18 protein-coding genes are annotated in these 23,363 nt (G+C 72.0%); 14 read left to right on the forward strand and 4 right to left on the reverse strand.

Translation table 11 applies throughout. The features are described 5' to 3' along the window. Position 1 precedes the first annotated feature (1 nt). From DAI17_RS02775 to DAI17_RS02785, 3 genes are read right to left on the reverse strand one after another with little or no spacing between them, the layout of a single operon-like run. On the reverse strand, positions 2-1,531 hold the full coding sequence (locus tag DAI17_RS02775) for a right-handed parallel beta-helix repeat-containing protein (protein WP_159081320.1): 1,530 nt from the start codon (positions 1,529-1,531) through the stop codon (positions 2-4). Positions 1,532-1,554: 23 nt separating this feature from the next. Next, positions 1,555-2,874 carry an O-antigen ligase family protein gene (locus DAI17_RS02780; protein WP_159081321.1) on the reverse strand — a complete coding sequence of 440 codons (1,320 nt, stop codon included), beginning with the start codon at positions 2,872-2,874 and terminating at the stop codon, positions 1,555-1,557. Further along, complete coding sequence (locus DAI17_RS02785; RefSeq protein WP_107771350.1) at positions 2,871-4,430, reverse strand: hypothetical protein; 1,560 nt, start codon at positions 4,428-4,430, stop codon at positions 2,871-2,873. The genes DAI17_RS02780 and DAI17_RS02785 overlap by 4 nt, the downstream gene beginning before the upstream one ends. A gap of 219 nt (positions 4,431-4,649) precedes the next feature. On the opposite strand from DAI17_RS02785, the gene DAI17_RS02790 reads away from it, so the two are divergent. From DAI17_RS02790 to DAI17_RS02825, 8 genes are all read left to right on the forward strand, one after another. Beyond that, entirely contained in the window at positions 4,650-5,297 is a 648-nt protein-coding gene (locus DAI17_RS02790; RefSeq protein ID WP_107771351.1) for a PIG-L deacetylase family protein, read from the forward strand. Then, on the forward strand, positions 5,294-6,661 hold the full coding sequence (locus tag DAI17_RS02795) for a glutamate-1-semialdehyde 2,1-aminomutase (protein WP_199904901.1): 1,368 nt from the start codon (positions 5,294-5,296) through the stop codon (positions 6,659-6,661). Before DAI17_RS02790 ends, DAI17_RS02795 begins: the two co-directional genes overlap by 4 nt. 18 nt (positions 6,662-6,679) lie before the next feature. Next, positions 6,680-7,702 (forward strand): NAD-dependent epimerase/dehydratase family protein, encoded by a 1,023-nt coding sequence (locus tag DAI17_RS02800; RefSeq protein ID WP_107771352.1) that lies wholly within the window; start codon positions 6,680-6,682, stop codon positions 7,700-7,702. Further along, complete coding sequence (locus DAI17_RS02805; RefSeq protein ID WP_234412121.1) at positions 7,703-8,989, forward strand: DUF4910 domain-containing protein; 1,287 nt, start codon at positions 7,703-7,705, stop codon at positions 8,987-8,989. Positions 8,990-9,097: 108 nt separating this feature from the next. Further along, positions 9,098-13,972 carry an NAD-glutamate dehydrogenase gene (locus DAI17_RS02810; RefSeq protein WP_107771353.1) on the forward strand — a complete coding sequence of 1,625 codons (4,875 nt, stop codon included), beginning with the start codon at positions 9,098-9,100 and terminating at the stop codon, positions 13,970-13,972. A gap of 26 nt (positions 13,973-13,998) precedes the next feature. Continuing rightward, positions 13,999-14,889, forward strand: coding sequence for an ABC transporter ATP-binding protein (locus DAI17_RS02815; protein ID WP_107771354.1), 891 nt, complete (start codon positions 13,999-14,001; stop codon positions 14,887-14,889). Then, on the forward strand, positions 14,886-15,959 hold the full coding sequence (locus DAI17_RS02820; protein ID WP_199904902.1) for an ABC transporter permease: 1,074 nt from the start codon (positions 14,886-14,888) through the stop codon (positions 15,957-15,959). The genes DAI17_RS02815 and DAI17_RS02820 overlap by 4 nt, the downstream gene beginning before the upstream one ends. Before the next feature lie 148 nt (positions 15,960-16,107). Then, positions 16,108-16,995 (forward strand): SDR family NAD(P)-dependent oxidoreductase, encoded by an 888-nt coding sequence (locus DAI17_RS02825; protein WP_234412131.1) that lies wholly within the window; start codon positions 16,108-16,110, stop codon positions 16,993-16,995. A 45-nt stretch (positions 16,996-17,040) separates the two neighbouring features. Here DAI17_RS02825 and ku read toward each other — a convergent pair whose 3' ends face one another. After that, complete coding sequence (gene ku / locus DAI17_RS02830; protein WP_107771355.1) at positions 17,041-18,018, reverse strand: non-homologous end joining protein Ku; 978 nt, start codon at positions 18,016-18,018, stop codon at positions 17,041-17,043. Positions 18,019-18,034: 16 nt separating this feature from the next. On the opposite strand from ku, the gene ligD (DAI17_RS02835) reads away from it, so the two are divergent. The 6 genes from ligD (DAI17_RS02835) to DAI17_RS02860 all read left to right on the forward strand — a co-directional run bounded on the left by ligD (DAI17_RS02835) (position 18,035) and on the right by DAI17_RS02860 (position 23,304). Continuing rightward, on the forward strand, positions 18,035-18,967 hold the full coding sequence (gene ligD / locus DAI17_RS02835) for a non-homologous end-joining DNA ligase (RefSeq protein ID WP_107771356.1): 933 nt from the start codon (positions 18,035-18,037) through the stop codon (positions 18,965-18,967). After that, positions 18,964-19,665 carry a L,D-transpeptidase family protein gene (locus DAI17_RS02840; protein ID WP_199904903.1) on the forward strand — a complete coding sequence of 234 codons (702 nt, stop codon included), beginning with the start codon at positions 18,964-18,966 and terminating at the stop codon, positions 19,663-19,665. Before ligD (DAI17_RS02835) ends, DAI17_RS02840 begins: the two co-directional genes overlap by 4 nt. Next, positions 19,665-20,579, forward strand: a complete 915-nt coding sequence (gene ligD / locus DAI17_RS02845; RefSeq protein WP_107771357.1) for a non-homologous end-joining DNA ligase — start codon at positions 19,665-19,667, stop codon at positions 20,577-20,579. Before DAI17_RS02840 ends, ligD (DAI17_RS02845) begins: the two co-directional genes overlap by 1 nt. A gap of 87 nt (positions 20,580-20,666) precedes the next feature. Further along, on the forward strand, positions 20,667-21,077 hold the full coding sequence (locus DAI17_RS02850; RefSeq protein WP_199904904.1) for a hypothetical protein: 411 nt from the start codon (positions 20,667-20,669) through the stop codon (positions 21,075-21,077). Positions 21,078-21,380: 303 nt separating this feature from the next. Continuing rightward, positions 21,381-22,070 carry a response regulator transcription factor gene (locus DAI17_RS02855; protein WP_107771741.1) on the forward strand — a complete coding sequence of 230 codons (690 nt, stop codon included), beginning with the start codon at positions 21,381-21,383 and terminating at the stop codon, positions 22,068-22,070. A 1-nt stretch (position 22,071) separates the two neighbouring features. Continuing rightward, positions 22,072-23,304, forward strand: coding sequence for an ATP-binding protein (locus DAI17_RS02860; protein WP_107771358.1), 1,233 nt, complete (start codon positions 22,072-22,074; stop codon positions 23,302-23,304). Positions 23,305-23,363: the final 59 nt, after the last annotated feature.

The raw sequence follows: 23,363 nt of genomic DNA on the forward strand, positions 1-23,363 counted from the left end.
GTCAGCGGACCACGAGCGTGCCGTCCCGGTCCTGGTCCGCGCGCGGTCCCTGCCACTCGCCGAACGTGAGCACGTCGTCCTTCCATGCGAAGTGCCTGGCCGATCCGGTGTCCACCTCGTAGGTGTTCGCCCGGAACCGGATGGCCCGGCCGAACACGTCGTGGTTCCCGATGTCGTGGACGAGCCCGGTCCACTGGTCGGCGTGCATGCTGACCCGGTTGCGCCGGACCAGCACGTTGCGCACCACGTGCGGTCCATGGGGAGCGGGCCACTCGGTCCGCCGGTCCCCGCTCTGGATGACCATGATGCCGTTGGCATTCCCGTCCACCACGTTCCGCTTGACCGCGATGATCCCCAGTCCACCCGAGGACTGGATCTGGATGCCTGCTTCCCAGGCCCAGCCCTTGTGCCGGCGACCGTTGTCCACGAGACGGTTGCGCACGATGAGCGCGTCGTAGCTGATCTCGTGCTGGATGCCGGCTCCCCAGTTCGCCGTCACCACGTTGCGTCGGTAAGTGGTGCGGTGGCAGCCCCCGTCGCTCCACAAGCCCGGCCCCCGGTTGTCGTGCACGTCGTTCCCGACCAGCTTGACGTTCTCGGTCTCCCACGCCTTGAGCCCTCCGGCCTCCCACTCCGAGTCGTACCCGGCGACGCCATTGCCGGCCAGGACGTTGCCGGTGATGAGAGCACCCTTCTCCCAGACCGAGACCCCCAGCTGGCCCTGGTCCCGGACCTCGTTGCCCCGCACCACCCCGGCACTGCCGACGCCGATCCCGACGCCGTGGTTGAGGCGGACGACGTTGCCCACCACCCTCCAGCCAGACCCGGTGCGCGGCGAGACCGTCCTTCCGTCCACCGCGGCTGCCTGGGCCTCGTTGGCGGCTTTCTCGATGATCAGGCCTCGGACGGTGACCCTGTCGCCGGCCGACCGGACCAGCGCAGGCGCGACGGCCTGCTCCACGAGCCGTCCCTCGGGGTCGTCGCCCACGGTGATCGTGTTGCGGTCGTAGTCGGCGTAGAAGGAGCCTGTGGCCACCTCCTCGACGCCGAGGACCCGCGCCAACCTCTGCCCGTCGATGAAGACGTCCTCGGACAACGTGCACCCGGGACGTTCAGTAAGGCACTCGCCGTGGTCGGACGGTTCGGGGGGCAGACGTCCGGACGTGGTCCATCTACCGTCCTCCTCCTGCCAGCCGGTCAGCACGGCGGAACCGTTGAGCACCGCGCCCGGCCTACCCACCAACGCGTCCCCGGACTGCGGCCGCAGCGGCCTGGACAGGCGATGGACGCCCGCGGCGAGGCAGAACGTGGTGCCGGCCGCGTGACGTCGTAGGACGCGGTGCGGATCGACGTCGATCGGGATTCCCACTCCACGGCACCGCCCGGCCGCGATCCTGGCGGAACCGGTCGTCGTCGTAGTCGAGGTCTCGGCCGCCTGGGCTCGGGAACGCTCGTCGAGGACGCGTCCCTCCCGACCCGTGACCAGGATGGCGCCGAGGCCGGCCAGCACGAGCACCAGGGCGATCAGCACCGGCGGAGTCGTCGCCCGCCCGGTCACGCACGCCGTCCCGTGACCGCCAGGCCCATGCCGACGATCGTCCACAGCAGGATCGCCACCTGCGGCCCCTCCAGCTGCGGGTCGAAGACCGACGCGACCAGCACGGTGGTGGCGACCGCGAGGCAGACACCACCGAGCTGGGCGTCCGCATGTCGCGCCGTGTGGCGGAGGCGACGTGCCGCGCCGATCATCCGCCAGTACCAGGCACCCCACAGACCCACCCACAGCAGCATCCCGAAGGCACCCATCCGCGCGACGACCGAGATGTGGGTGTTGTGGGGGTTGCGCAGCGAGTCCTCGCCGTCGTCGAAGACACCCACCTCGGCGGCCAGGTTGGGGCCGAACCCGGCACCGGAGAGCACGCGGTGCTCACTCACCTGCTTGGCGAGCACGCGGCTCCAGAGCTCCTTGCGCCCGTCCACGGTCCCGCCGAGGTTTCCGCCCGTCTCCCTGCCGGTGAGGCTGACGACGTTGGCGACGAACTGCTGGGCCGAGTAGTCCCTTCCCTGCACTCCCGGAAAGGGAACCTTGATCGACAACAGAAGCATGAGGGTCAGGGTGATCCCGACAGCCGCCGACATCCACGACACGACCCGGACGCGGTCGGCGAGGAAGGCCAATGCGACGGTCCCGGCGAGCACGATGCCGAGCAGCGACCCGCGGTTCTGCGTCGCGACCAGTGCGATGACGGTCAGAGCCAGGAAGCTCAGCGGCACCCGGCCCTTCCGTGGCTCCTGCCCCGGCACCAACCAGAGAACGGCCAGGACGAGCATCGCCGCAGTCGCGGCGCTGCCAGGCTTGTGCGAGAGCATCGAGACGTCGCTGAACGGCACACGGGGGACCCGGTCGGCCCAGGGCCCCAGGATGACGCTGGCAGCCAGCCAGACCAAGATCAACGGCGACCACCGCGCCAGCTGGGCGGCAAGCAGGTGGGGAAGACCTGGGTTCACGGCGACGGCGGCGCAGGCCAGCAGGGCGAACAACGCGTAGTACCAGAGCGCGGCGTCCCGGACGGCGTCCAGGCCGTACGTCGGCACTCCGGGCAGCGTGCGGACAGCTCCCCAGAGCACGAACGCGACGAGCAGCGCCAGGACCGGTTCCGCAGCGACCGACCGCACGAACACGCCGGTGGAGCGCAGCGCTGCCGCGGCGCCGAGGAGCAGCAGCAGCTCGCCCACGAACAGCGGGACACCGGGTAGGTGGAGGTAGGCGAATGCCCGGTCGAACAGCACGTAGCCGAGCAGCACCCCACCCAGGACGAAGCCGTACCTGACGAACGGGTCCGTCCGGGTCGCCACTTCCGTGGCTGTGCTCACGGCGCCCACTCGCCGGTGGGTGCCGGTCGACCCTGCGGCGGGTATGCGGGGCGTGACGGACCCACCCGCTCCGGGGTCCGCTGCGTCGTCGGGCCTCGCGCGGCGAGGGGCCTTGCCGGGCTGTGGCTGGGAGTGCGGGCCCTGGCCCGACGGGCTGTCCACCGATCGCTGGGGCCGCCACGGCCGTACGGCGTGAACACGTAGCCGAGCACGGCCGTCCCGGTGAGCTCGAGCCAGCGGGCGACCTCGACGTGCTCGTCGACCGGCTCGTCCGCCTGGACGAGGACCAGCACTGCGTCGCAGGCAGACAGCAGGTCGACGGCTCGTGCGGAGGACGCCATCGGAGGACAGTCGACCACCACGATCCGCCCCTCTGCTCGGTGAGCCCCCGCGTCCCACCCCGCCGGGCTGTCGCTGAGGTCGAGGACGGTCAAGGAGTCGTGGAGGGGACTCGCCGTCGCAGACTGTGCTGCCCCTTCGGGCGCCCCCGCGGGTCGACCGGCACGGAGCATCGCGGCCATGGTGCCCTCACCCCCATCAACGGCCAGCACCCGCTCGTTACCCTCGGTCAGGGCGAGCGCAAGGTTGGCGGACGTCAGGGCCCGCTCGACGTTGCCCGGTGCGGCCACGACGGCGAGGACGGCCGGCCCGCCGCGTGCCCTGAGACGATGTGCCACGGCGCGCCCCATCAACCTGTTCGTCTCGGTGAGCTCCACGTCGTGCGAACGGCGATCCGCGTGCGGGCGCTCGTACAGCAGCGGTGCGCCGTACACCCCCTCGGCGACACGGGGCTCGCCCACGTGCCTCAGGCGGTTGGCCCTGATGAACGCGGCGGCACCTCCCGCCACGACGCCGAGACAGAGTCCTACGACGAGCAGGCTGAGCAGACCCGAGTTCGCCGGGGTCGCAGGCTTCGAGGCTGCGGAGATCGAGGCCGTCTGTGCGAGGTCCCGCCCCTGGTCGATCAGCGCCTGCACCCGCTCCTCGCGCAGGGCTGCCTCGTCACTGGGTGAGTCCGCCGTCGCGATCGCCCGCTCGATACCCGCGAGCCGCGCCGTCGCGCTGTCCGCGATCTCCTGCGACCGCACTTCGTCGTACGCCGTGGCCAGGGCGTTGACACCAGCCTGGGCCTCCTCGGCTCCGGGTGCGGTGAACTGGATGGTGACGAGGGTGGTGCCGTAGCTCCCTGAGGAACCCGTCGTGGGCGGGATGATCTCCACCTTGCCGACGGTGGGGGCGAGCTCGGCGCGCTTGATGCCGCCGCCTGCAGGGGTGGCCTTGACGATCTCGAACGCCCGGTCCCCGACCCGGCGTGAGTTCAGCAGCAGGACCTGGCTGTCGAGGTACTGCGCGTCGGATTGCAGCGCGGAGCCGGCCGGTCGAGGGGCCGAGATCGTCGCGGTGGCGCGGAACTCGTCCTGCTTGAGGACCCCGTAGGCCAGGGCCAGGTCGACGCAAGCGAAGACGATCACGCCCAGCAGGAGCCAGTGCCGGCGCATGGCACCCAGCACCGTCGGCTCGACCAGCCGATCCGCCCGTCCGGCGTTGGTTGTCATGGCGTGCAGCTCCCCGCTCGCGTGCCCCTTGCACGAACGACCACGAATCTCGCACTCCTCGGCGACGCGCGGGCAGGGGAGCGGCGCCCTTACCCAAGACTGGGTGTGTTGTCCCGTTCGCGGGGGCGACCCCCGCAACGTCCTTGGCATCGTGGCCGTCCGACGCGCCTCGGCGACCCCGGTCGCCGGGCTGGACGACCGCGTGAGAGGGGGCTATGAGTGATTCGCCTCGGCCTACCCACCGGCGCCCTCGACGTGCTCTGCCTCGGGGCGCACCCCGACGACGTCGAGATCGGGTGCGGGGGGACCCTGCTGCGACTGGCCGACCGTCCTGGTACGACGGTGCGCGGGGTGGTGATGACCGGTGCGACGGAGCGGGTCGCCGAGGCGACGGCGGCCCTCGACGCCTTCGCGCCCGGCGCGACGCTGCAGTCCTTCGACCTCCCCGACGGCCGCCTGCCGGCGCACTGGGGCGAGGTGAAGGAGGCGCTGGAGCAGGTGGCCGGGACCTGCCGTCCCCACCTGCTGCTCGCGCCGCGCACGGACGACGCGCACCAGGACCACCGCCTGGTCGGCTCGCTGGTCCGGACGGTGTGGCGCGACGCCCTGGTCCTGCACTACGAGATCCCCAAGTGGGACGGCGACACCGGCGCCCCCAGCCACTTCGTGCCGCTCACCGAGGAGCAGGCGCGTCACAAGGTCAAGCTCCTCAACACCCACTACCGGACCCAGGTGGGACGCGACTGGTGGGACGACGAGCTCTTCCTGGGCCTGATGCGGGTCCGCGGCATGGAGGCCCGGGCGCCGTACGCCGAGGGCTTCTTCACCGGCAAGGTGCTCCTCGAGCTGGGTGGGGAGGCGCCGTGACGCTGGCCGACCACCTGACCAGCCGGACCGGGCCGCGGTTCGAGAGGTCCACGGACGCGCAGCGGCGCCTGCACGAGCTGGTCCCGGGCGGTGCCCACACCTACGCCCGCGGCTCCGACCAGTACCCGGAGGGCATGGCCCCCGTCATCGCCCGGGGCCATGGTGCCCGCGTCGTCGACCTCGACGGCAACGAGTACGTCGAGTACGGCATGGGACTGCGCTCGGTGACCCTCGGCCACGGCTACGAGCCCGTGGTCGCCGCGGTGTCCGCCGCGATCGCCGAGGGCACCAGCTTCTCCCGACCGGGAGTGCTGGAGCTGGAGGCCGCCGAGACCTTCCTCGAGCAGGTTCCCGGCGCCGACATGGTCAAGTTCGCCAAGAACGGGTCGGACGCCACCACCGCGGCCGTCCGGCTCGCCCGCGCGGCCACCGGTCGCCGGCGGGTGGCCATCTGCCGCAGCCAACCGTTCTTCTCCACCGACGACTGGTTCATCGGCACCACGCCCATGTCGGCCGGGACGCTCGAGGAGGACCGGAGGCTGACGGTCACCTTCGACTACAACGACCTCGACTCGGTGCGTGCCGTGCTGGACGCCCACCCGGGAGACGTCGCGTGCGTGGTCCTGGAGGCCGCGACCGCGCTCGCCGAGCCGGCACCCGGTTTCCTGGAGGGGCTGCGCGAGCTGGCCGACCGCGACGGGTTCGTGCTCGTGTTCGACGAGATGATCACCGGCATGCGCTGGTCCCCGCACGGGGCGCAGCACGTCTACGGCGTACGCCCGGACCTCTCGACGTGGGGCAAGGCGCTCGGCAACGGGTTCCCGGTCTCCGCCCTGGCGGGACGACGTGAGCTGATGGAGCTCGGAGGCCTCCGGACGGACGCGGCCCGGGTCTTCCTGCTCTCCACCACCCACGGGCCGGAGACGTCCGGTCTCGCGGCCTACTTGGCGGTGGCCCGGGCCTACCGCGAGCGCGACGTGGTGGGCGAGATGGAGGAGGCGGGGACCGCCCTGGCGCGTGCCGTCACGGACGAGGTCGCCGCCGCGGGGATGGCGGACCACGTGCAGGTCCTCGGGAGACCGAGCTGCCTGGTCTTCACCACGCTCGACGCCGAGCGCCGCCCGTCCCAGGCCTACCGGACGCTGTTCCTCCAGGAGCTCATCCGGAACGGGGTCCTGGGCCAGTCGTTCGTGGTCTCGGCCGCCCACACCGAGGACGACGTCGCCAGGACGGTGCGGGCGGTGGGGGAGGCGCTCGTGGTCTACCGCCGCGCGGTCGAGGCCGGGTCGGTCGAGGGGCTCCTCGTCGGCCGCCCGGTGGCCCCTGCCCTGCGTTCCCACGCGGCCCCGCGCCGCATCGACTGACAGCCCAAGGAGGTCAACATGTTGGTCCTGGTCGACGGAGACCGCGGTTACATCGGCGCGGTGCTGGTCCCGGTGCTGCTCGAGGCGGGCCACGACGTGGTCGGGCTCGACGCAGGCTGGTACGACGGCTGCGACTTCGGCCCGATGCCGGACGGGTACGAGTCGCGCACCGGCGACATCCGCGACCAGAAGCCCGAGGACCTCGAGGGCTTCGACGCGGTCGTGCACCTCGCCGCGATCTCGAACGACCCGGTGGGCCACCTCAACCCGGAAGCGACCTACTCGGTCAACGCCCACGGTGCGGCGCACATGGCCGAGGTCGCGAAGGCCGCCGGCGTGCCGCGCTTCCTCTTCTCCTCCTCGTGCTCCCTGTACGGCGCCGCCGGGGAGGCGCCCGTCACGGAGGACAGCGCGTTCAACCCGGTGACGCCCTACGGCGAGAGCAAGGTGATGGCCGAGCAGCTGATCTCCCGGCTCGCCGACGACGACTTCAGTCCGACCTACCTCCGCAACGCCACGGCGTACGGCTCCTCGCCACGGCTGCGTGCCGACATCGTCGTCAACAACCTGACGGGGACGGCGTTCACGCGGGGAGAGGTGCGGCTGCAGAGCGACGGGTCGCCCTGGCGTCCGCTCGTGCACGTGCGGGACATCTCCGCGGCCTTCCTCGCCGCTCTCGAGGCCGATCGGGAGAGCGTGCACGACGAGGCGTTCAACGTGGGCCGGGACGAGGACGTCGTCCAGATCCGAACGATCGCCCTGGCGGTGTCCGAGCGGATGGGCGCGCCGGTGACCTTCGCCGAGGGCGCGGCCCCGGACAAGCGGGACTACCGCGTGGACTTCGGCAAGATCGGCCGGCTGCTGCCGGGGTTCCGGCCGGGGTGGACCGTGCCCGACGGCATCGACGAGCTCGCCGGGGACATGGAGCGCTTCGGGCTCGTGGCGGAGGACTTCGAGGGTCCGCGGTTCGTCCGGCTCGAGAAGGTCAACCAGCTGCGGTCCCGGGGCGAGCTCGACGACCTGCTCGTCGCGAGGCGCTGAGTGACGTCCGACCTGGCCGCGCGCATGCGCGCGCGCATGGAGCGGCTCTACCCCCTGTGCCGCAGCATCACGGGGGAGGGCGTACGACGCACGCTCGACGTGGTCGCCGAGACGGTGCTGCTGGAGCGGCACGCGGTGCCCTCGGGCACGCAGGCCCACGACTGGACGGTCAACGACGAGTGGACCGTGCGCGACGCGTGGATCGCCGACGCCACCGGGCGCCGGGTCGTCGACTTCCGGGCGCACAACCTGCACCTGGTGAGCTACAGCGTCCCCGTGAGGACGACGATGACCCTCGCCGAGCTGCGGCCGCACCTGCACACGCTGCCCGAGCACCCGGACTGGATCCCCTACCGGACCACCTACTACCACCGGACGTGGGGCTTCTGCCTGGCCCAGCGCCGGCTCGACGCGATGGCCGAGGCCGGCGACGAGGCGTCCTACGAGGTGGTCGTCGACACCACCCTCGAGCCCGGCGAGCTCACCTGGGGCGAGCTGGTCATCCCGGGGGAGTCCACGGACGAGGTCCTGGTCAGCGCCCACGTGTGCCACCCGTCGCTGGCCAACGACAACTTGTCCGGCATCACCGTGGCCACCGAGCTCGCCGCGACGCTCGCGGCCAGGCCGCACCGACGCTGGACCTACCGGTTCCTCTTCGCGCCGGGCACGATCGGCTCGATCACCTGGCTCAGCCAGAACCCGGACCGGGTCCCCTCGGTCCGGCACGGTCTCGTGCTGACCGGGCTGGGTGGCCCGGGAGGGCTGGTCTACAAGCGCACCCGGCGCGGCGACCGGCCGGTCGACCGGGCGGCCGCCCACGTGGTGACCCGCCGGGAGGGCGAGGTCCGCGACTACTCGCCGTACGGCTATGACGAGCGGCAGTACAACGCCCTCGGCTTCGACCTCGCCGTCGGGCGGCTGTCGCGCACGCCGCACGGGGAGTACCCCGAGTACCACACCTCGGCCGACGACCTGGCGTTCGTCACCGACGACCAGCTCGTGGAGGCGTACGACGCCACGCTGGCGATCATCGACGTCCTCGAGCGCGACCGCGCCTACCGCAACCTGAGCCCGTACGGAGAGCCGCAGCTGGGCAAGCGTGGTCTCTACCCGACCACCGGGGGCCGGGCCGCGTCGGACGCCGTGATGGCGATGCTGTGGACGCTGGCCTGCTCCGACGGCAGCACCTCCCTGCTCGACATCGCGGAGCGGGCCGGCCTGGACTTCGCCCGGCTGGACGCGGCCGCCTCGGACCTCGTCGCGGGCGGTCTCCTCGCGCCCGAGTGACGCGGCCGCCGACGGGCGAGCGTTGCCCGGAGCGACACGTCTCGCCGGCGAGACACGCGCGGCCGACCCCGTGTTGTCCCCGTCACAGCCGGGTCCTAGTGTCAGAGCGTGCTCACCACGCTCGAGGACGACAAAGCCGAACTGCTCACCCGGGCCGCCGACGCGGCACGTCACTCCAAGGGCACGGGAGGGCCCTCCCACGACCAGGTCGAGGACCTCCTCGTGGCCTACTACCGGCACGTCGCCGCCGAGGACATCGTGGACCGCGGTCCCGAGGACCTCTACGGCGCGCTGGCCTCCCACCACCGCCTCGCCCAGGCACGGCCGCAGGGCACCTCGGCCGTGCGGGTCGTGACCCCGACGCTCGTCGACTCCGGCTGGTCGGCGGCGGGCCACTCGGTCGTGGAGGTCGTCACCGACGACATGCCCTTCCTCGTCGACTCGGTGACGATGGAGCTGGCCCGGCTCGAGCACGACGTGCACGTGGTGATCCACCCGCAGTTCCAGGTGACGCGCGACATCACGGGCGCCCTGCAGACCGTGTGCGCCCTGGAGGAGGGCGTGGTCGAGGACGCGTCCTCCGACACGATCAACGAGTCGTGGATGCACGTGGAGATCGACCGCGTCGTCGACGAGGACGACGTGGCGCAGATCGAGCAGTGCCTGCAGCAGGTCCTCCGCGACGTGCGCGAGGCGGTGGAGGACTGGGGCAAGATGCGCGACCGCGCCCTGGGCGTCATCGACGAGCTCGCCGCCGACCCGCCGCCGCTCGAGGAGACCGAGCTCAGCGAGGGGGCGGAGTTCATCCGCTGGCTCGCCGACGACCACTTCACCTTCCTCGGCTACCGCGAGTACCGCCTCGAGGAGGACGGCGAGGACCTCCTGCTGCGTGCGCTCCCCGGCACCGGCCTCGGCATCCTGCGCGCCGACCAGGACATGTCGGAGTCCTTCGGCAAGCTGCCCGCGCTCGTGCGCGAGAAGGCGCGCGAGAAGACGCTGCTGGTCCTGGCCAAGGCCAACTCGCGGGCCACGGTGCACCGTCCGGCCTACCTCGACTACGTGGGCGTCAAGACCTTCGACGCGCAGGGCGAGGTGGTGGGGGAGCGGCGCTTCCTCGGCCTCTTCTCGAGCGCCGCCTACACCGAGTCGGTGGCGCGGGTCCCGCTGCTGCGCGACAAGGTCGACACGGTCATGCGCCACGTCGGGTTCGACCCGCGCAGCCACGCCGGCAAGGCCCTGATGGACACCTTGGAGAACTACCCGCGCGACGAGCTCTTCCACACGCCGGCCGACGAGCTGGCGCAGACCGCACAGGCGGTCATGTACGCCCGCGAGCGCCGCCAGCTGCGCCTCTTCGTCCGCCGTGACACCTACGGCCGCTACGTCTCGGTGCTCGTCTACCTGCCCCGCGACCGCTACAACACCACGGTCCGCGAGCGCTTCTCCCAGATCCTCAAGGACCGGCTCCGCGGGGACAGCGTCGAGTTCACCGCCCGCGTCAACGAGGCCACGACGGCGCGCGTCCACTTCGTCGTCCACCCGCGCAAGGGCGAGGTCGTGCCGGACGTCGACGTGGCCGACCTCGAGCGGCGGATGGTGGAGGCGTCCCGCTCGTGGCGCGACGACTTCACGGCCGCCGTCGTCACCGAGTACGGCGAGGAGCGCGGCTCGCGGCTGGCCCGCCGCTGGGTCAACGCGTTCCCCGAGGCCTACAAGGAGGACTTCAACCCCCGCCAGGGCGCCGCCGACCTCGGCCGGATCGAGGCGATCGAGGGCGAGGAGGGCATCGACCTGGCCCTCTTCGAGCAGGTCGACGCCGGTCGCGGCGAGGCCCGGCTCAAGGTGTTCCGCATCGGCCCCCCGCTGTCGCTGAGCGGCGTGCTGCCGATGCTCTCCTCGATGGGCGTCGAGGTCGTCGACGAGCGCCCCTACACGCTCGAGGGACTGGGGCGGGAGTCCTACGTCTACGAGTTCGGCCTGCGCTACGGCCGCCAGCTCCCCGTGGCCGCCCGCGACCTCTTCTCCGACGCCCTGCGCGCCGTGTGGGACGGCCGCAACGAGACCGACGGCTTCAACTCGCTCGTGCTCGGCGCCGGGTTGACGTGGCGCCAGGCCACGGTCCTGCGCGCCTACGCCAAGTACATGCGCCAGGGCAACACCCCGTTCGCGCTCGACTACATCGAAGGTGCGCTGGCCAGCAACGTCGACATCACCCGTCTGCTGGTCCAGCTCTTCGAGGCGCGCTTCGACCCCGTCGGCGGGGTCCCCGCCGACGACGGCCAGCGCGCCGCGCGCGTCGCCAAGGTCGAGGAGCGGCTGGGCCGGGCGCTGGACGACGTGGTCAGCCTCGACCACGACCGCATCCTCCGGTCCTACCTGACCCACATCCGCGCCACGCTGCGCACCAACTACTTCCAGACAGGGAAGGACGGCGGGCTACACCCCTACATGAGCTTCAAGCTCGAGCCGTCGTCCATCCCCGAGCTCCCCGAGCCGCGGCCGAAGTACGAGATCTTCGTCTACTCCCCACGCGTCGAGGGCGTGCACCTGCGCTTCGGCGCCGTCGCGCGCGGAGGCCTGCGTTGGTCGGACCGTCGCGACGACTTCCGCACCGAGGTGCTGGGCCTGGTCAAGGCGCAGATGGTCAAGAACACCGTCATCGTCCCGGTCGGCGCCAAGGGCGGCTTCTTCTGCAAGCAGCTGCCCGACAGCAGCGACCGCGACGCCTGGCTTGCCGAGGGTGTCGCCTGCTACACGACCTTCATCTCCGGGCTGCTCGACATCACGGACAACCTGGTCGAGGGGCGGACGGTGCCGCCCGAGGACGTCGTGCGCCACGACGGCGACGACTCCTACCTCGTCGTCGCCGCCGACAAGGGCACCGCGACCTTCTCCGACATCGCCAACGGCGTCGCCAAGGACTACGGCTTCTGGCTCGGCGACGCCTTCGCCTCCGGCGGGTCGGTGGGCTACGACCACAAGGCGATGGGCATCACCGCCCGCGGCGCCTGGGTCTCGGTGCAGCGCCACTTCCGCGAGCGCGGCATCGACTGCCAGGCCGAGGACTTCACCGCCGTGGGCATCGGCGACATGTCCGGCGACGTCTTCGGCAACGGCATGCTCTGCTCCGAGCACACCCGCCTGGTCGCGGCCTTCGACCACCGCGACATCTTCATCGATCCCGACCCGGACGCCGCGTCGTCGTACGCCGAGCGCAAGCGGCTCTTCGAGATGCCCCGGTCGAGCTGGCAGGACTACGACGAGACGCTCATCTCCGAGGGCGGCGGGGTCTGGTCGCGCTCGCTCAAGTCGATCCCCGTCCACGACGCCGTACGCCGCGCGCTCGGCCTCGCCGAAGGGGTCAAGGCCCTCACGCCCGCCGAGCTGATGAAGGCGATCCTGCTCGCGCCCGTCGACCTGCTGTGGAACGGCGGGATCGGCACCTACGTGAAGTCCTCGGAGGAGACGCACTCCGACGCCGGCGACAAGGCCAACGACGCGATCCGCGTCAACGGCGAGGACCTGCGGGCCAAGTGCGTCGGCGAGGGCGGCAACCTGGGCCTGACCCAGCTCGGCCGCATCGAGTACGCCCGGTTCGGCGCCGACGGGGACGGCGGGCGCATCAACACCGACTTCATCGACAACTCCGCCGGCGTGGACACCTCCGACCACGAGGTCAACATCAAGGTGCTGCTCGACAAGGTGGTCGCCGACGGCGACATGACCGGCAAGCAGCGCAACGTCCTGCTGGCGGAGATGACCGACGAGGTCGCCGAGCTCGTGCTGCGCGACAACTACGAGCAGAACCTCGCACTGGCCAACGCCGCCGCCCACGCGAAGCCCCTGCTGCATGTGCACGAGGACTGGATGAAGCAGCTCGAGCAGCGCGGGGTGCTCAACCGCGAGCTCGAGGGCCTGCCCACCTCCCGCCAGGTGCGCCGCCGCCTCGACCGGGAGCAGGGCCTGTCCGTGCCGGAGCTCTCGGTGCTGCTCGCCTGGACCAAGATCGTGCTCGCCGACGAGCTGCTGGCCTCCGACCTGCCCGACGACCCCTACCTGCGCGAGGACCTGCTGGCCTACTTCCCCCAGCGGATGCACCCCGAGCACGTCGGCGCCATGGAGCAGCACCCGCTGCGGCGCGAGATCATCGTGACCCAGGTCGTCAACGACCTCGTCAACGGCGCCGGCATGACCTTCTGGCCGCGGCTGGCGGGCGAGACCGGAGCATCGCCGGCCGACCTGACCCGGGCCAACTTCGTGGCCCGCGAGATCTTCGGCTCGCTGCCGCTGCGCAAGGAGATCGCGTCGTACGACAACGTGGTCCCGGCCGAGCGGCAGACCCGGATGCGGATCGAGATGCGCACCCTCGTGGAGCGCGCATCGCGGTGGCTGATCAACAACCGCAGGCCCCCGCTCGACTCGCAGGCGACCGTGGAGTTCTTCCGCGGGCGCGTGCAGGAGGTGATGGCCGAGCTGCCCGGCATCATGAGCGGCCGCGAGGCCGACGGGTTCACCGCCCGCCGCGAGCGGCTCAGCAGCCAGGGGGTCCCCGAGGACCTGGCCACCCGGGTGGCGGTGCTCGCCCCGGCCTACGCCCTGCTCGGCATCGTCGAGACGGCGGAGGAGCAGTCGGTGTCGCCGGTGGAGGTGGCGCGGGTGCACTTCGCGCTCGGCGAGCGGCTCGGCCTGCCGGCTCTGGTCGACCGCATCTTCGCGCTGCCCCGCGAGGACAGGTGGCAGACGATGGCCCGCGCGACGCTGCGCGACGACCTCTACGCCGTGCACCAGCAGCTCACCGCGGCGGTGCTGTCGACGACCTCGGCGGAGGACTCCGCGACCGGGCGGGTCGCCGAGTGGGAGGACGCCGACACCGAGCGGATCGCTCGCACGGCCCACACGCTGGACCAGATCTGCCGCGACGAGGCCGACCTCGCCCGGCTCTCGGTGGGACTGAGGGTGGTGCGCGCGCTGCTCGGACGCTGACGTCGCGGACCGCTAGCCTCTCCGGCATGGCGGCGATCGAGGTCCGTGACCTCTCGAAGTCCTACGGGGACGTGCGGGCCGTCGACGGCGTCTCCTTCGAGGTGCCCGACGGCGAGTTCTTCGGGATCATCGGGCCCAACGGGGCGGGCAAGACGACCACGCTGGAGATCATCGAGGGGCTGCGCCGTCCGGACTCCGGCGACGTGGTGCTGCTCGGCGAGCGCCCGTGGCCGCGCAACCCGCGGCTGCTGCCGCGCATCGGCGTGCAGCTCCAGGCATCCTCGTTCTTCGAGCGGCTCACCGCCCGCGAGCAGATCCACACCTTCGCCTCCTTGTACGCCGTCCCGGGCGCGACGGCCGACGAGTGGCTCGAACGGGTCGGGCTCGTCGACAAGGCGGACACGCGTGTGGAGGACCTGTCCGGCGGGCAGAACAAGCGCCTGTCCATCGCGTGCGCGCTGGTCCACGACCCCGAGGTGGTCTTCCTCGACGAGCCGACCGCGGCGCTGGACCCCCAGGCCCGGCGCAACCTGTGGGACCTGCTGTCCGGGCTCAACGAGTCGGGACGCACGGTGGTGCTCACCACCCACTACATGGACGAGGCCGAGGTCCTGTGCGACCGGGTCGCGATCCTGGACCACGGCCGGCTGCTCGAGCTCGACTCGCCGCGGGCGCTGATCCGGGGGCTCGAGCGACCGACCCGCATCACCGTCCCGGGCGACCTCGCCGGGCTGGACGGCGTACCGGACCTCGAGCACCTCGAGCAGACCCCGGATGGGGTCGAGCTGACCACCGCGCGGCCGGCGGCGGTGCTCGACGCGCTGGCGCGCCTGGACCGGCTGCACGGCATCGCGGTGGCCGGCGGCACGCTGGAGGACGTCTTCCTCGAGGTCACCGGGCGGGAGTACCGCGCGTGACGCCCTCCCTCGGCCCCTTCGTCAGCCTCAGCTCGGCGATCCTCAAGGGCTTCCTCCGCGACAAGGCCTCGGTCTTCTTCGCGCTCGTCTTCCCGCTGATGTTCCTGGTGCTCTTCGGCGGCATCTTCGGCGACCAGGAGCAGTCCCGGCTCGACATGGTCCAGGTGGGCGCGGTGCCGCTGCTGGACGACATGCCCGAGCAGGCGCGTGCCGCCTTCGACGCGACCTTCGCCGTCGAGACCAGCGACGACCTCGACGCGGCGATCGGCGAGGTGCGCACCGGCGACGCCGACGTCGCGGTCCAGATGCAGGGGGACGAGCTGGTCGCCCACTACACGCGCACCGACCAGGTGGGGTCGGCCATCGTGCAGGGGTCGCTGCGCGCCTTCGTCGACGGGACCAACGTCGCCCTGTCCGGGCAGCCGCCGACCTACTCGCTGCGCACCGAGGCGGTCGAGGACGACTCGCTCAAGGCGATCGCCTACGTGACGCCCGGCCTGCTCGGCTGGGCGGTGGCGATGAGCGCGGCGTTCGGGGCGGCGGCCACCCTCAACGGCTGGCGGCAGTCCCGCCTGCTCCGCCGCCTCCAGCTCGCGCCGGTGAGCACCCGCACGCTCGTCTCCGCGCGGGTGGCGGTGACGCTGGGCATCGCGCTGGTGCAGATGGCGGTCTTCCTGGGGCTCGGCGTCGCCTTCTTCGACCTGGTCCTGACCGGCGCCTGGCCGGCGGCGATCCCGCTCCTCGTCGTCGGGACCCTGTGCTTCATGGCGATCGGGCTGCTCGCCGGCGCCGTCGCCAAGACGACGGAGGGGGCGGTCAACATGGCCAACTTCATCGTCCTGCCGATGGCCTTCCTGTCCGGCTCGTTCTTCCCGCTCGAGGGCGCCCCGGACTGGCTGCAGGGCCTGTCGCAGGTGCTGCCGCTGCGCCACCTCAACGACGGGATGCTCGACGTGATGGTGCGCGACCAGCCCTGGACCGCGGCCCTCGTCCCGATGGCGATCCTCGCGGCGTTCGCCGTCGTCGTCACGCTGCTCGCCGCGCGGCTGTTCCGGTGGGAGTCCACCTGACGGTGGCAGCCGCCTCGTCGGGCGTCCGCCGGGACGTCCGACGGACCGGTGGCGGGGGGAGCCACTTCGTCGGACGTCCCGACCAGCGTCCGACGGTCCGGCGGCCGCCCCGTCGGACGCTCGACGGCCTGCGTCTAGGGTCGGCGCCGTGAGCCTGCTCCTCCAGACCCCGCGCGCCCGCGTCGGCCGCCTCGTCCGTCGCGTCACCGGTGCCCACAGCCCGCTGATGGGGGCGACCGTGATGGTCACCGGCGCCTCGTCCGGGATCGGCGAGGCGACGTCGTACGCCGTGGCCCGACGCGGTGCGCACGTCCTCCTGGTCGCCCGGCGCGCCGACGAGCTCGAGCGGGTGCGGGCGGCGATCGTGGCGGACGGCGGCCGCGCGACGGCGTACACCGTGGACCTCACCGACGGCGACGCGATCGATGCCCTGGTGGCCGAGGTGCTCGAGCGGCACAGCGCCGTCGACTACCTCGTCAACAATGCCGGTCGCTCGATCCGCCGCTCGCTGGACCTGTCCTACGACCGGTTCCACGACTTCGAGCGGATGATGGCGGTCAACTTCTTCGGGCCCGTGCGGCTGACCATGGGACTGCTGCCGGCGATGCGCGCGCAGCGGTTCGGGCACGTGGTCAACGTCGTCACGTGGGGCAACCAGGTCAAGGCCCCGAAGTTCGCGGCCTACATCGCCGCCAAGAGCGCGCTGGACGTCTTCGGCCGGATCATGGGGCGCGAGGCGTTCTTCGACAACGTCACCTGCACCAACATGCGCGTGGCGCTGGTCCGCACTCCGATGATCGGCCCCACCGACGCCTACGCCGGCCGCCGGGCCGAGTCCCCTGAGCACTGCGCCGAGCGGCTCGTCCGCGCGCTGGAGGACCGGCCCGTCACGGTCAACGGCCTCATCGGCTCGACCGCCGAGGTGCTCAACCTGGTGGCGCCCCGGCTGTCGGACTTCCTCGCCGCCGAGCTCTCGCGTCGGATGCCCGACTCCGCGGCGGCGCGGGGCGAGCCGCGCGTCCGCGACTCCGCCTGAGCAGGCGCCGGCCGCGCGAGGCCGCGCGCCAGTGGGACGGAGGGGTCAGCTCGCCTTCTTGGCGGCGGCCTTCTTCGCCGGGGCCTTCTTGGCCGTCTTCTTGGCGGGCGCCTTCTTGGCCGCGGCCTTCTTGGTCGTCGACTTCTTCGCCGTCGAGGACGACCCGGACTTCTTGGCGGCGGTCTTCCTCGCCGGCTTCTCCTCGTCAGCGTCCTCGTCGGAATCGGCCGGCGCCTCGCCCCGCGCGGTCTTGGCGGCCGCGACCGACTTCTGGAGAGCGGCGAGCAGGTCGACCACCTCGCCGGAGGTCTTGGTGGAGGTGGCGGTCCGCTTGACCTCGCCGCCCTCGATCTTGGCCTTGACCAGCGCCTCGACGGCGCCGGCGTAGTCGTCCTCGAACTCCGTGGCGTCGAAGTCGCCGGCGAGGGTCTCGACGAGCATGTGCGCCATCTTGACCTCCTGGTCCTTGACGTCGCCGACCTCCACGTCGAAGTCGGGGACCCGGACCTCGTCGGGCCACATCATCGTCTGCAGCACGATCACGTCGCCGCGGTCGGTGCTGCGCACCCGGAGCACGGCCACCGACGTCCGCTGCCGCAGGGCCACGGTCACCACGGCCATCCGGTCCGCGTCCTTGAGCGCCTGGCGCAGGAGCGCGTAGGGCTTGGCGCCGGACTTCTCCGGCTCGAGGTAGTAGGACTTCTCGAACAGCATCGGGTCGATCTGGTCGCTGGGCACGAACTTCTCGACCGCGATCTCGCGCGACGAGGTCGCCGGCAGCTCGGCCATGTCCTCGTCGCTGAGGATGACCATCTCGCCGTCCTCGGTCTCGTAGCCCTTGGCGATGTCGGAGTAGGGCACCTCCTCGCCGTCGAGGGAGCAGACGCGCTGGTACTTGATGCGTCCGCCGTCCTTGGCGTGCACCTGGCGGAAGGACACGTCGTGGGACTCGGTGGCGGCGTAGAGCTTGACCGGCACGCTCACCAGGCCGAAGGAGACCGCGCCCTTCCAGATCGCTCGCATGGGGTAAGCATGTCCCATGCGTCCCATGCTCGCCACCAAGGCGGACCGCCTCCCCACCGGCGAGGGGTGGTCGCACGAGGTGAAGTGGGACGGCGTCCGGATCCTCGCCGACGTCCGCGAGGGGAGCGGCGGACGGGCCCGCCTGTGGACCCGCAACGGCAACGACGCGTCGGTCGCGTGGCCCGACGTGCACGGCAGCCCGCTCGGGGACCGCGACCTGCTCGTCGACGGTGAGATCATCGGGCTCAACGCCGAGGGCCTGCCCGACTTCTCCGTCCTCCAGGAGCGGATGCACGTCCGCTCCGCGACGACCGCGGCCCGGCTCGCGGAGCGGGTCCCGGCGACGTACATGGTCTTCGACCTTCTCCGCCTCGACGGCGAGGACCTGACCGGGCGCCCGCTGTCGGAGCGGCGCGAGCTGCTCGACGGGCTCGGTCTGTCGGGAACCTGGCAGGTCCCCGCGTCGTACGACGACGGCGCGATGCTGCTCGACGCCACCCGGCAGCAGGGTCTCGAGGGAGTCGTGAGCAAGCGGCTCTCCTCGCGCTACACCTTCGACGCCCGCAGCCCCCATTGGGTCAAGCTGGCGCACCGGCACCGGTTCTCCTACGTCGTCGCGGGCTGGCGGCCCCAGGAGGGGACCAGCGACCGACTGGCCGCGCTGCTGGTGGGGGAGCCCACGCCCGAGGGGCTGATGTACCGCGGCCGCGTCGGCAGCGGCATCGGCGGCGCTGCGAGCCGGCTGCTCACCGATCTCCTTGCGGGCACCGAGCGGGACGACAGCCCGTTCGCCGACGAAGTGCCGCGCGTCGACGCCACCGGCACCCGCTGGGTGGAGCCGCGGGTCGTCGTGGACGTCGACACCCACAGCCGCACGCCGGGCAAGCGCCTGCGCCAGCCGTCGTACCGCGGTGTGCGATCCGACCTGACCCCGGAGGACCTGACGTGAGGACCCTGCTGGCCGCCCTGATCGCGTGCCTGCTGCCGACCCTGGCGTTGCCGGCCGCAGCGTTTGCACCGGCGGAGGAGGCGCTCGTCCTGGGCGGCGTGCGCGTCGACGCCGGCCCCACCACGACCCAGGTGGTGACCGTCGACCACACCGGCGGCCACCGGGCCCGGGTCACCTACTGGCGGCTCGTTCGCGGGGAGTGGAGGGCGCGGATGAGCACCACGGACGGGCGCATCGGGTACGGCGGACTGGTCGCCGGGGAACGTCGGGTGCAGGGCACCGGCACCACGCCGCTGGGCACCTACGGCCTGATGTCCGTCTTCGGCACCCACCCGGCGAGCGACGCGGGGGCGCTGGACTACCGCCGCATCCGCCGCGGCGACCACTGGGTCCAGGACAACGCGTCGCCGCACTACAACCGCTACCGCAACCAGCGGCAGGGCGGGTTCCGCTGGTGGCTCCCCGCGTCGCACCCCGACTCCTCGGAGCGGCTGACCGACTACCGGCGGCAGTACGAGTGGTCGATCGTCACCTCCTTCAACCACGAGCAGGTACGCCGCCGCGGCGCCGGGATCTTCCTGCACGTCAGCGGCCGCGGGGCCACGGCCGGGTGCGTGTCGGCGCCGCGCCCGTTCCTCCGTGCGCTCGTACGACGACTCGACCCGGCGGCCGCGCCGGTGATCCCGATCGGCCGCTGATGAGCCCCGGTGACGTGCAGGTCGACGTCGAGGGGCGGACCCTGTCGATCAGCAACCTCGACAAGGTGCTCTACCCGCGGACCGGCACGACCAAGGGCGAGGTGCTCCACTACTACGCGGAGATCGCCGGCGTGCTGCTCCCGCACCTCAGGGACCGGGCGGTGACGCGCATCCGCTGGCCGCACGGGGTGGAGGGCGAGAGCTTCTTCGAGAAGAACAAGCCCGCGGGCACCCCGTCCTGGGTGCGCACCGCCAGCGTGCCGACGACGGGCTCGCGCGCGCGGCGTACCGGCGGGGAGCCGGACCGCGACACGATCGACTTCCCGGTCTGCGACGACCTCGCGACGCTCACCTGGCTGGCCAACCTCGCCGCGCTCGAGCTGCACGTGCACCAGTGGCGGGTGACCAAGGCGGGACGGCCGCGCAAGCCCGACCGCCTCGTCATCGACCTCGACCCCGGCGAGCCCGCCGGCCTGCACGAGTGCTGCCAGGTCGCCCTGATGGTGCGCGACGCCCTCGCCGAGCGGGACCTGGACTGCAGTCCGGTCACGAGCGGCAGCAAGGGCCTGCACCTGTACGCCGCCCTGCCGGGGCGCCTGGACAGCGACGGCACGACGGCGCTGGCCAAGGAGGTCGCCGAGGAGCTCCAGGCGTCCCACCCGGCGCTGGTCACCGCCGCGATGACCAAGGCTAAGCGGCCGGGCAAGGTCTTCCTCGACTGGTCGCAGAACTCCGGCTCCAAGACCACGATCTCGCCCTACTCGCTGCGCGGGCGGGCCGTGCCCACCGTCGCGACACCCATCACGTGGGACGAGGTCGAGGAGGGGGCCGAGGACCCGGTCGGTCTGGACCAGTTCCGCTTCGAGGAGGTCCTCGAGCGGGTCCGGGAGCACGGGGACCTGTTCCACGCCTGAGCGCGGTGCCACCATGGCCGGGTGACGACGGACGCACCTCAGCCGGATGCCCCGTCGGACCCGGGGGAGTCGCGTGGACGTGGTCCCGTGCGCCGCTGGATGCGCGCGCGGCCGGCCGACGTGATCGACGTGTTCGTCTACGTCGTCGTCCTCAACCTCGCGATCGAGCACCTTCCCGCGGTGATCAGCGAGGGGTTCACGCTCTCGCTGCTCACCGCGGTGCTCCTCAAGCTGAGCCTGGAGGTGGTGGTCCGGGTCAAGAACGTCGTGCTCGGGCACCTGCGGGCCGCGACGACGCGTCGCGGCAGGGCCGTCGCGGCGCTGGCGCTGTGGGTGGTGGCGGCCGGCAGCAAGCTCGTCGTGCTGTGGCTGGTCGACGTCGTCTTCGGGAGCGCGGTGCAGCTGGGAGGCTTCGTCTCGGTGACCCTGCTCGTGGTCGCGCTCCTGCTGTCGCGGGCGGCCGTACGCCGCCTCCTCGTCGACGTGCCGACGGGCTGAACGGGGTCCTCGCCGGGCGTCCTGGGACCCCTGAGACTGCTGTTACCGAACGGTGGAGCAGATGTGTGCCCGTGGTGGGACCGGTGAGCAGACGCCGATCCTAGGTTTGTCCTGTCGGCCTCGGTCGACACCCAGACAACCGTGGTGGGTTGGGACTGCCCGGCCGACGTACCCCCTTCGTCGGCCGGGCCATCCAACTCACCCGTCGCGGTTGCCCACGAACGACACCCGGTCCGGGTGCGGAGGACAGCGGTCATGCAGAGTGCCACTCTCGAGGAGCCCCTCGGAACTATGCTCGCGCCCATGGCACAGGTACTGGTCGTCGAGGACGAAGAAGACATCGCCTTCCCGCTCGTCCGCACGTTGGAGCGCGAGGGATACACCGTCACCTGGGTCCCCAGCGGTCGCGAGGCTCTCGCCCACCTGCAGAAGTCCTCGGCGGACATCATGATCCTCGACCTCGGCCTGCCCGACATGGACGGGCTGGACGTGTGCCGGGCCGCCCGGGACGGCGGCTTCGACGGCGGCATCATGATCGTCACCGCCCGCGCCGGCGAGCTCGACCGGGTGGTCGGACTCGACTTCGGGGCCGACGACTACCTCTCCAAGCCCTTCGGGCTGGCTGAGCTCCAGGCCCGCGTCCGCGCGCTGCTGCGCCGCAGCCAGGCCGCCGCGGTCCCGGCCGAGCAGGAGTCCGTCGACCCCAGCGGGCTGCGCATCGACACCGACGCGCGCCGGGTCATGCTGGCCGACAACGAGGTCGCGCTCACGGCCAAGGAGTTCGACGTGCTGGCCCTGCTGGCCGCCCACCGCGACAAGGTCGTGCCGCGCGAGCAGCTGATGAGCGAGGTGTGGGACGAGAACTGGTTCGGCTCCACCAAGACGCTCGATGTCACCATCGGGCGGCTGCGCAACAAGCTCGAGGAGGCCGGGTCCTCCGACAAGGTGATCGCCGTCCGGGGCGTCGGCTTCCGGCTCGAGGCCGGGGACTGACATGCGTGAGAGGCTCACTCTCGCCTTCGTGGGCCTCGCACTGGTGATCGTCGTCGTCGCCGGGCTGGTCCGCGCGATGACGCTGGGGGACATCGTCCACGCCTCGGAGACCGAGGACCTGCAGCAGCAGGCGGTGATGGTCGGCCGGGTCGTGGACGGGCTCGAGCAGTCAGGCCGTCCGGTCGACGCCGACGCGCTGGCCGGGCTCGTCGCGCCGCACGTCCGCCTCGAGGTGGAGCGCGCCGGGGAGCCGGCGCTGCTGCTGGACGGCCCCGACTACGTGGAGGGCGAGGCGGACGTCCGGGCCTCCAGCACCGTCGACGGCACGACGGTCACCCTGGTCCAGGACGCGACCGTGGCCGACGACGTCATGGCCCGGGCGCGCGGGCCGCTGCTCGCGCTGATGATCGGCCTCGTGGTCCTGGCCGGCGTGATCGGGTTCGCCCTCGCCTCGGCGCTGTCCCGGCCCTTCCGCGACCTCGCCGAGTCCGCCGCCGCGCTGGGTCGCGGTCGCTTCGACATCGAGCCGCCGCGCTCGCGCATCCCGGAGGTCGTGTCGATCTCGGAGTCGCTCCGGGCGAGCTCGCAGCGGCTCCAGAAGTCCCTGCGCCGCGACCGCGACTTCTTCCACCACGCCTCGCACGTGCTGCGCACCCCGCTGACCGGCATGCGGCTCGAGCTCGAGGAGCTCACGCTGCGCCCGGACCTCGACGACGACGTGCGGCGTACGACGTCGCGCTGCCTCTCCGACGTCGAGCGGCTCGACTGCACCATCGCCGAGCTCCTCGAGTTCGCCCGGGGCCGCGCGCTGGTCGAGGGGGCGGAGGTCAGCCTGCTCGCGCTCGGCTCGCAGATCGCGCGGCGCTGGCGCGGGGTGCTGCCGGAGAGCCGCGAGGTCAAGGCGTTCATCGACAGCGGCCCCGACGTCCTGCTGACCCCCGGGCCGGTGGAGCAGCTCCTCGACAGCGTGCTGCGCGACGTGACCGAGGCGAGCAACGGGCCGGTCGTGCTCCGCTTCGCCGGCAAGGACGAGCACGTCAAGGTCACCGTGCGCAGCGGCTCGACGGGCCGCTTCACGCCCGGGCCCGGCCCGGTCGCCCTGGCGACGGCGCCGACCGTGCCGGCCGTCCGCGCCAACGCGGACGCTGCCCGCACCATCACCGAGGTGCTGGGCGGGCGCTACACCGGCGACGCGACCGTCGACCAGCTCGAGATCCTGCTGCCCCGCCGCTGAGGCCGGACCCGCGGTCCCTGCCCCCTTCCCTGGGTAGTTTGGGACGAACTCGTTGGTCC

Source organism: Nocardioides sediminis, assembly GCF_003047295.1.
GTDB lineage: Bacteria > Actinomycetota > Actinomycetes > Propionibacteriales > Nocardioidaceae > Nocardioides > Nocardioides sediminis.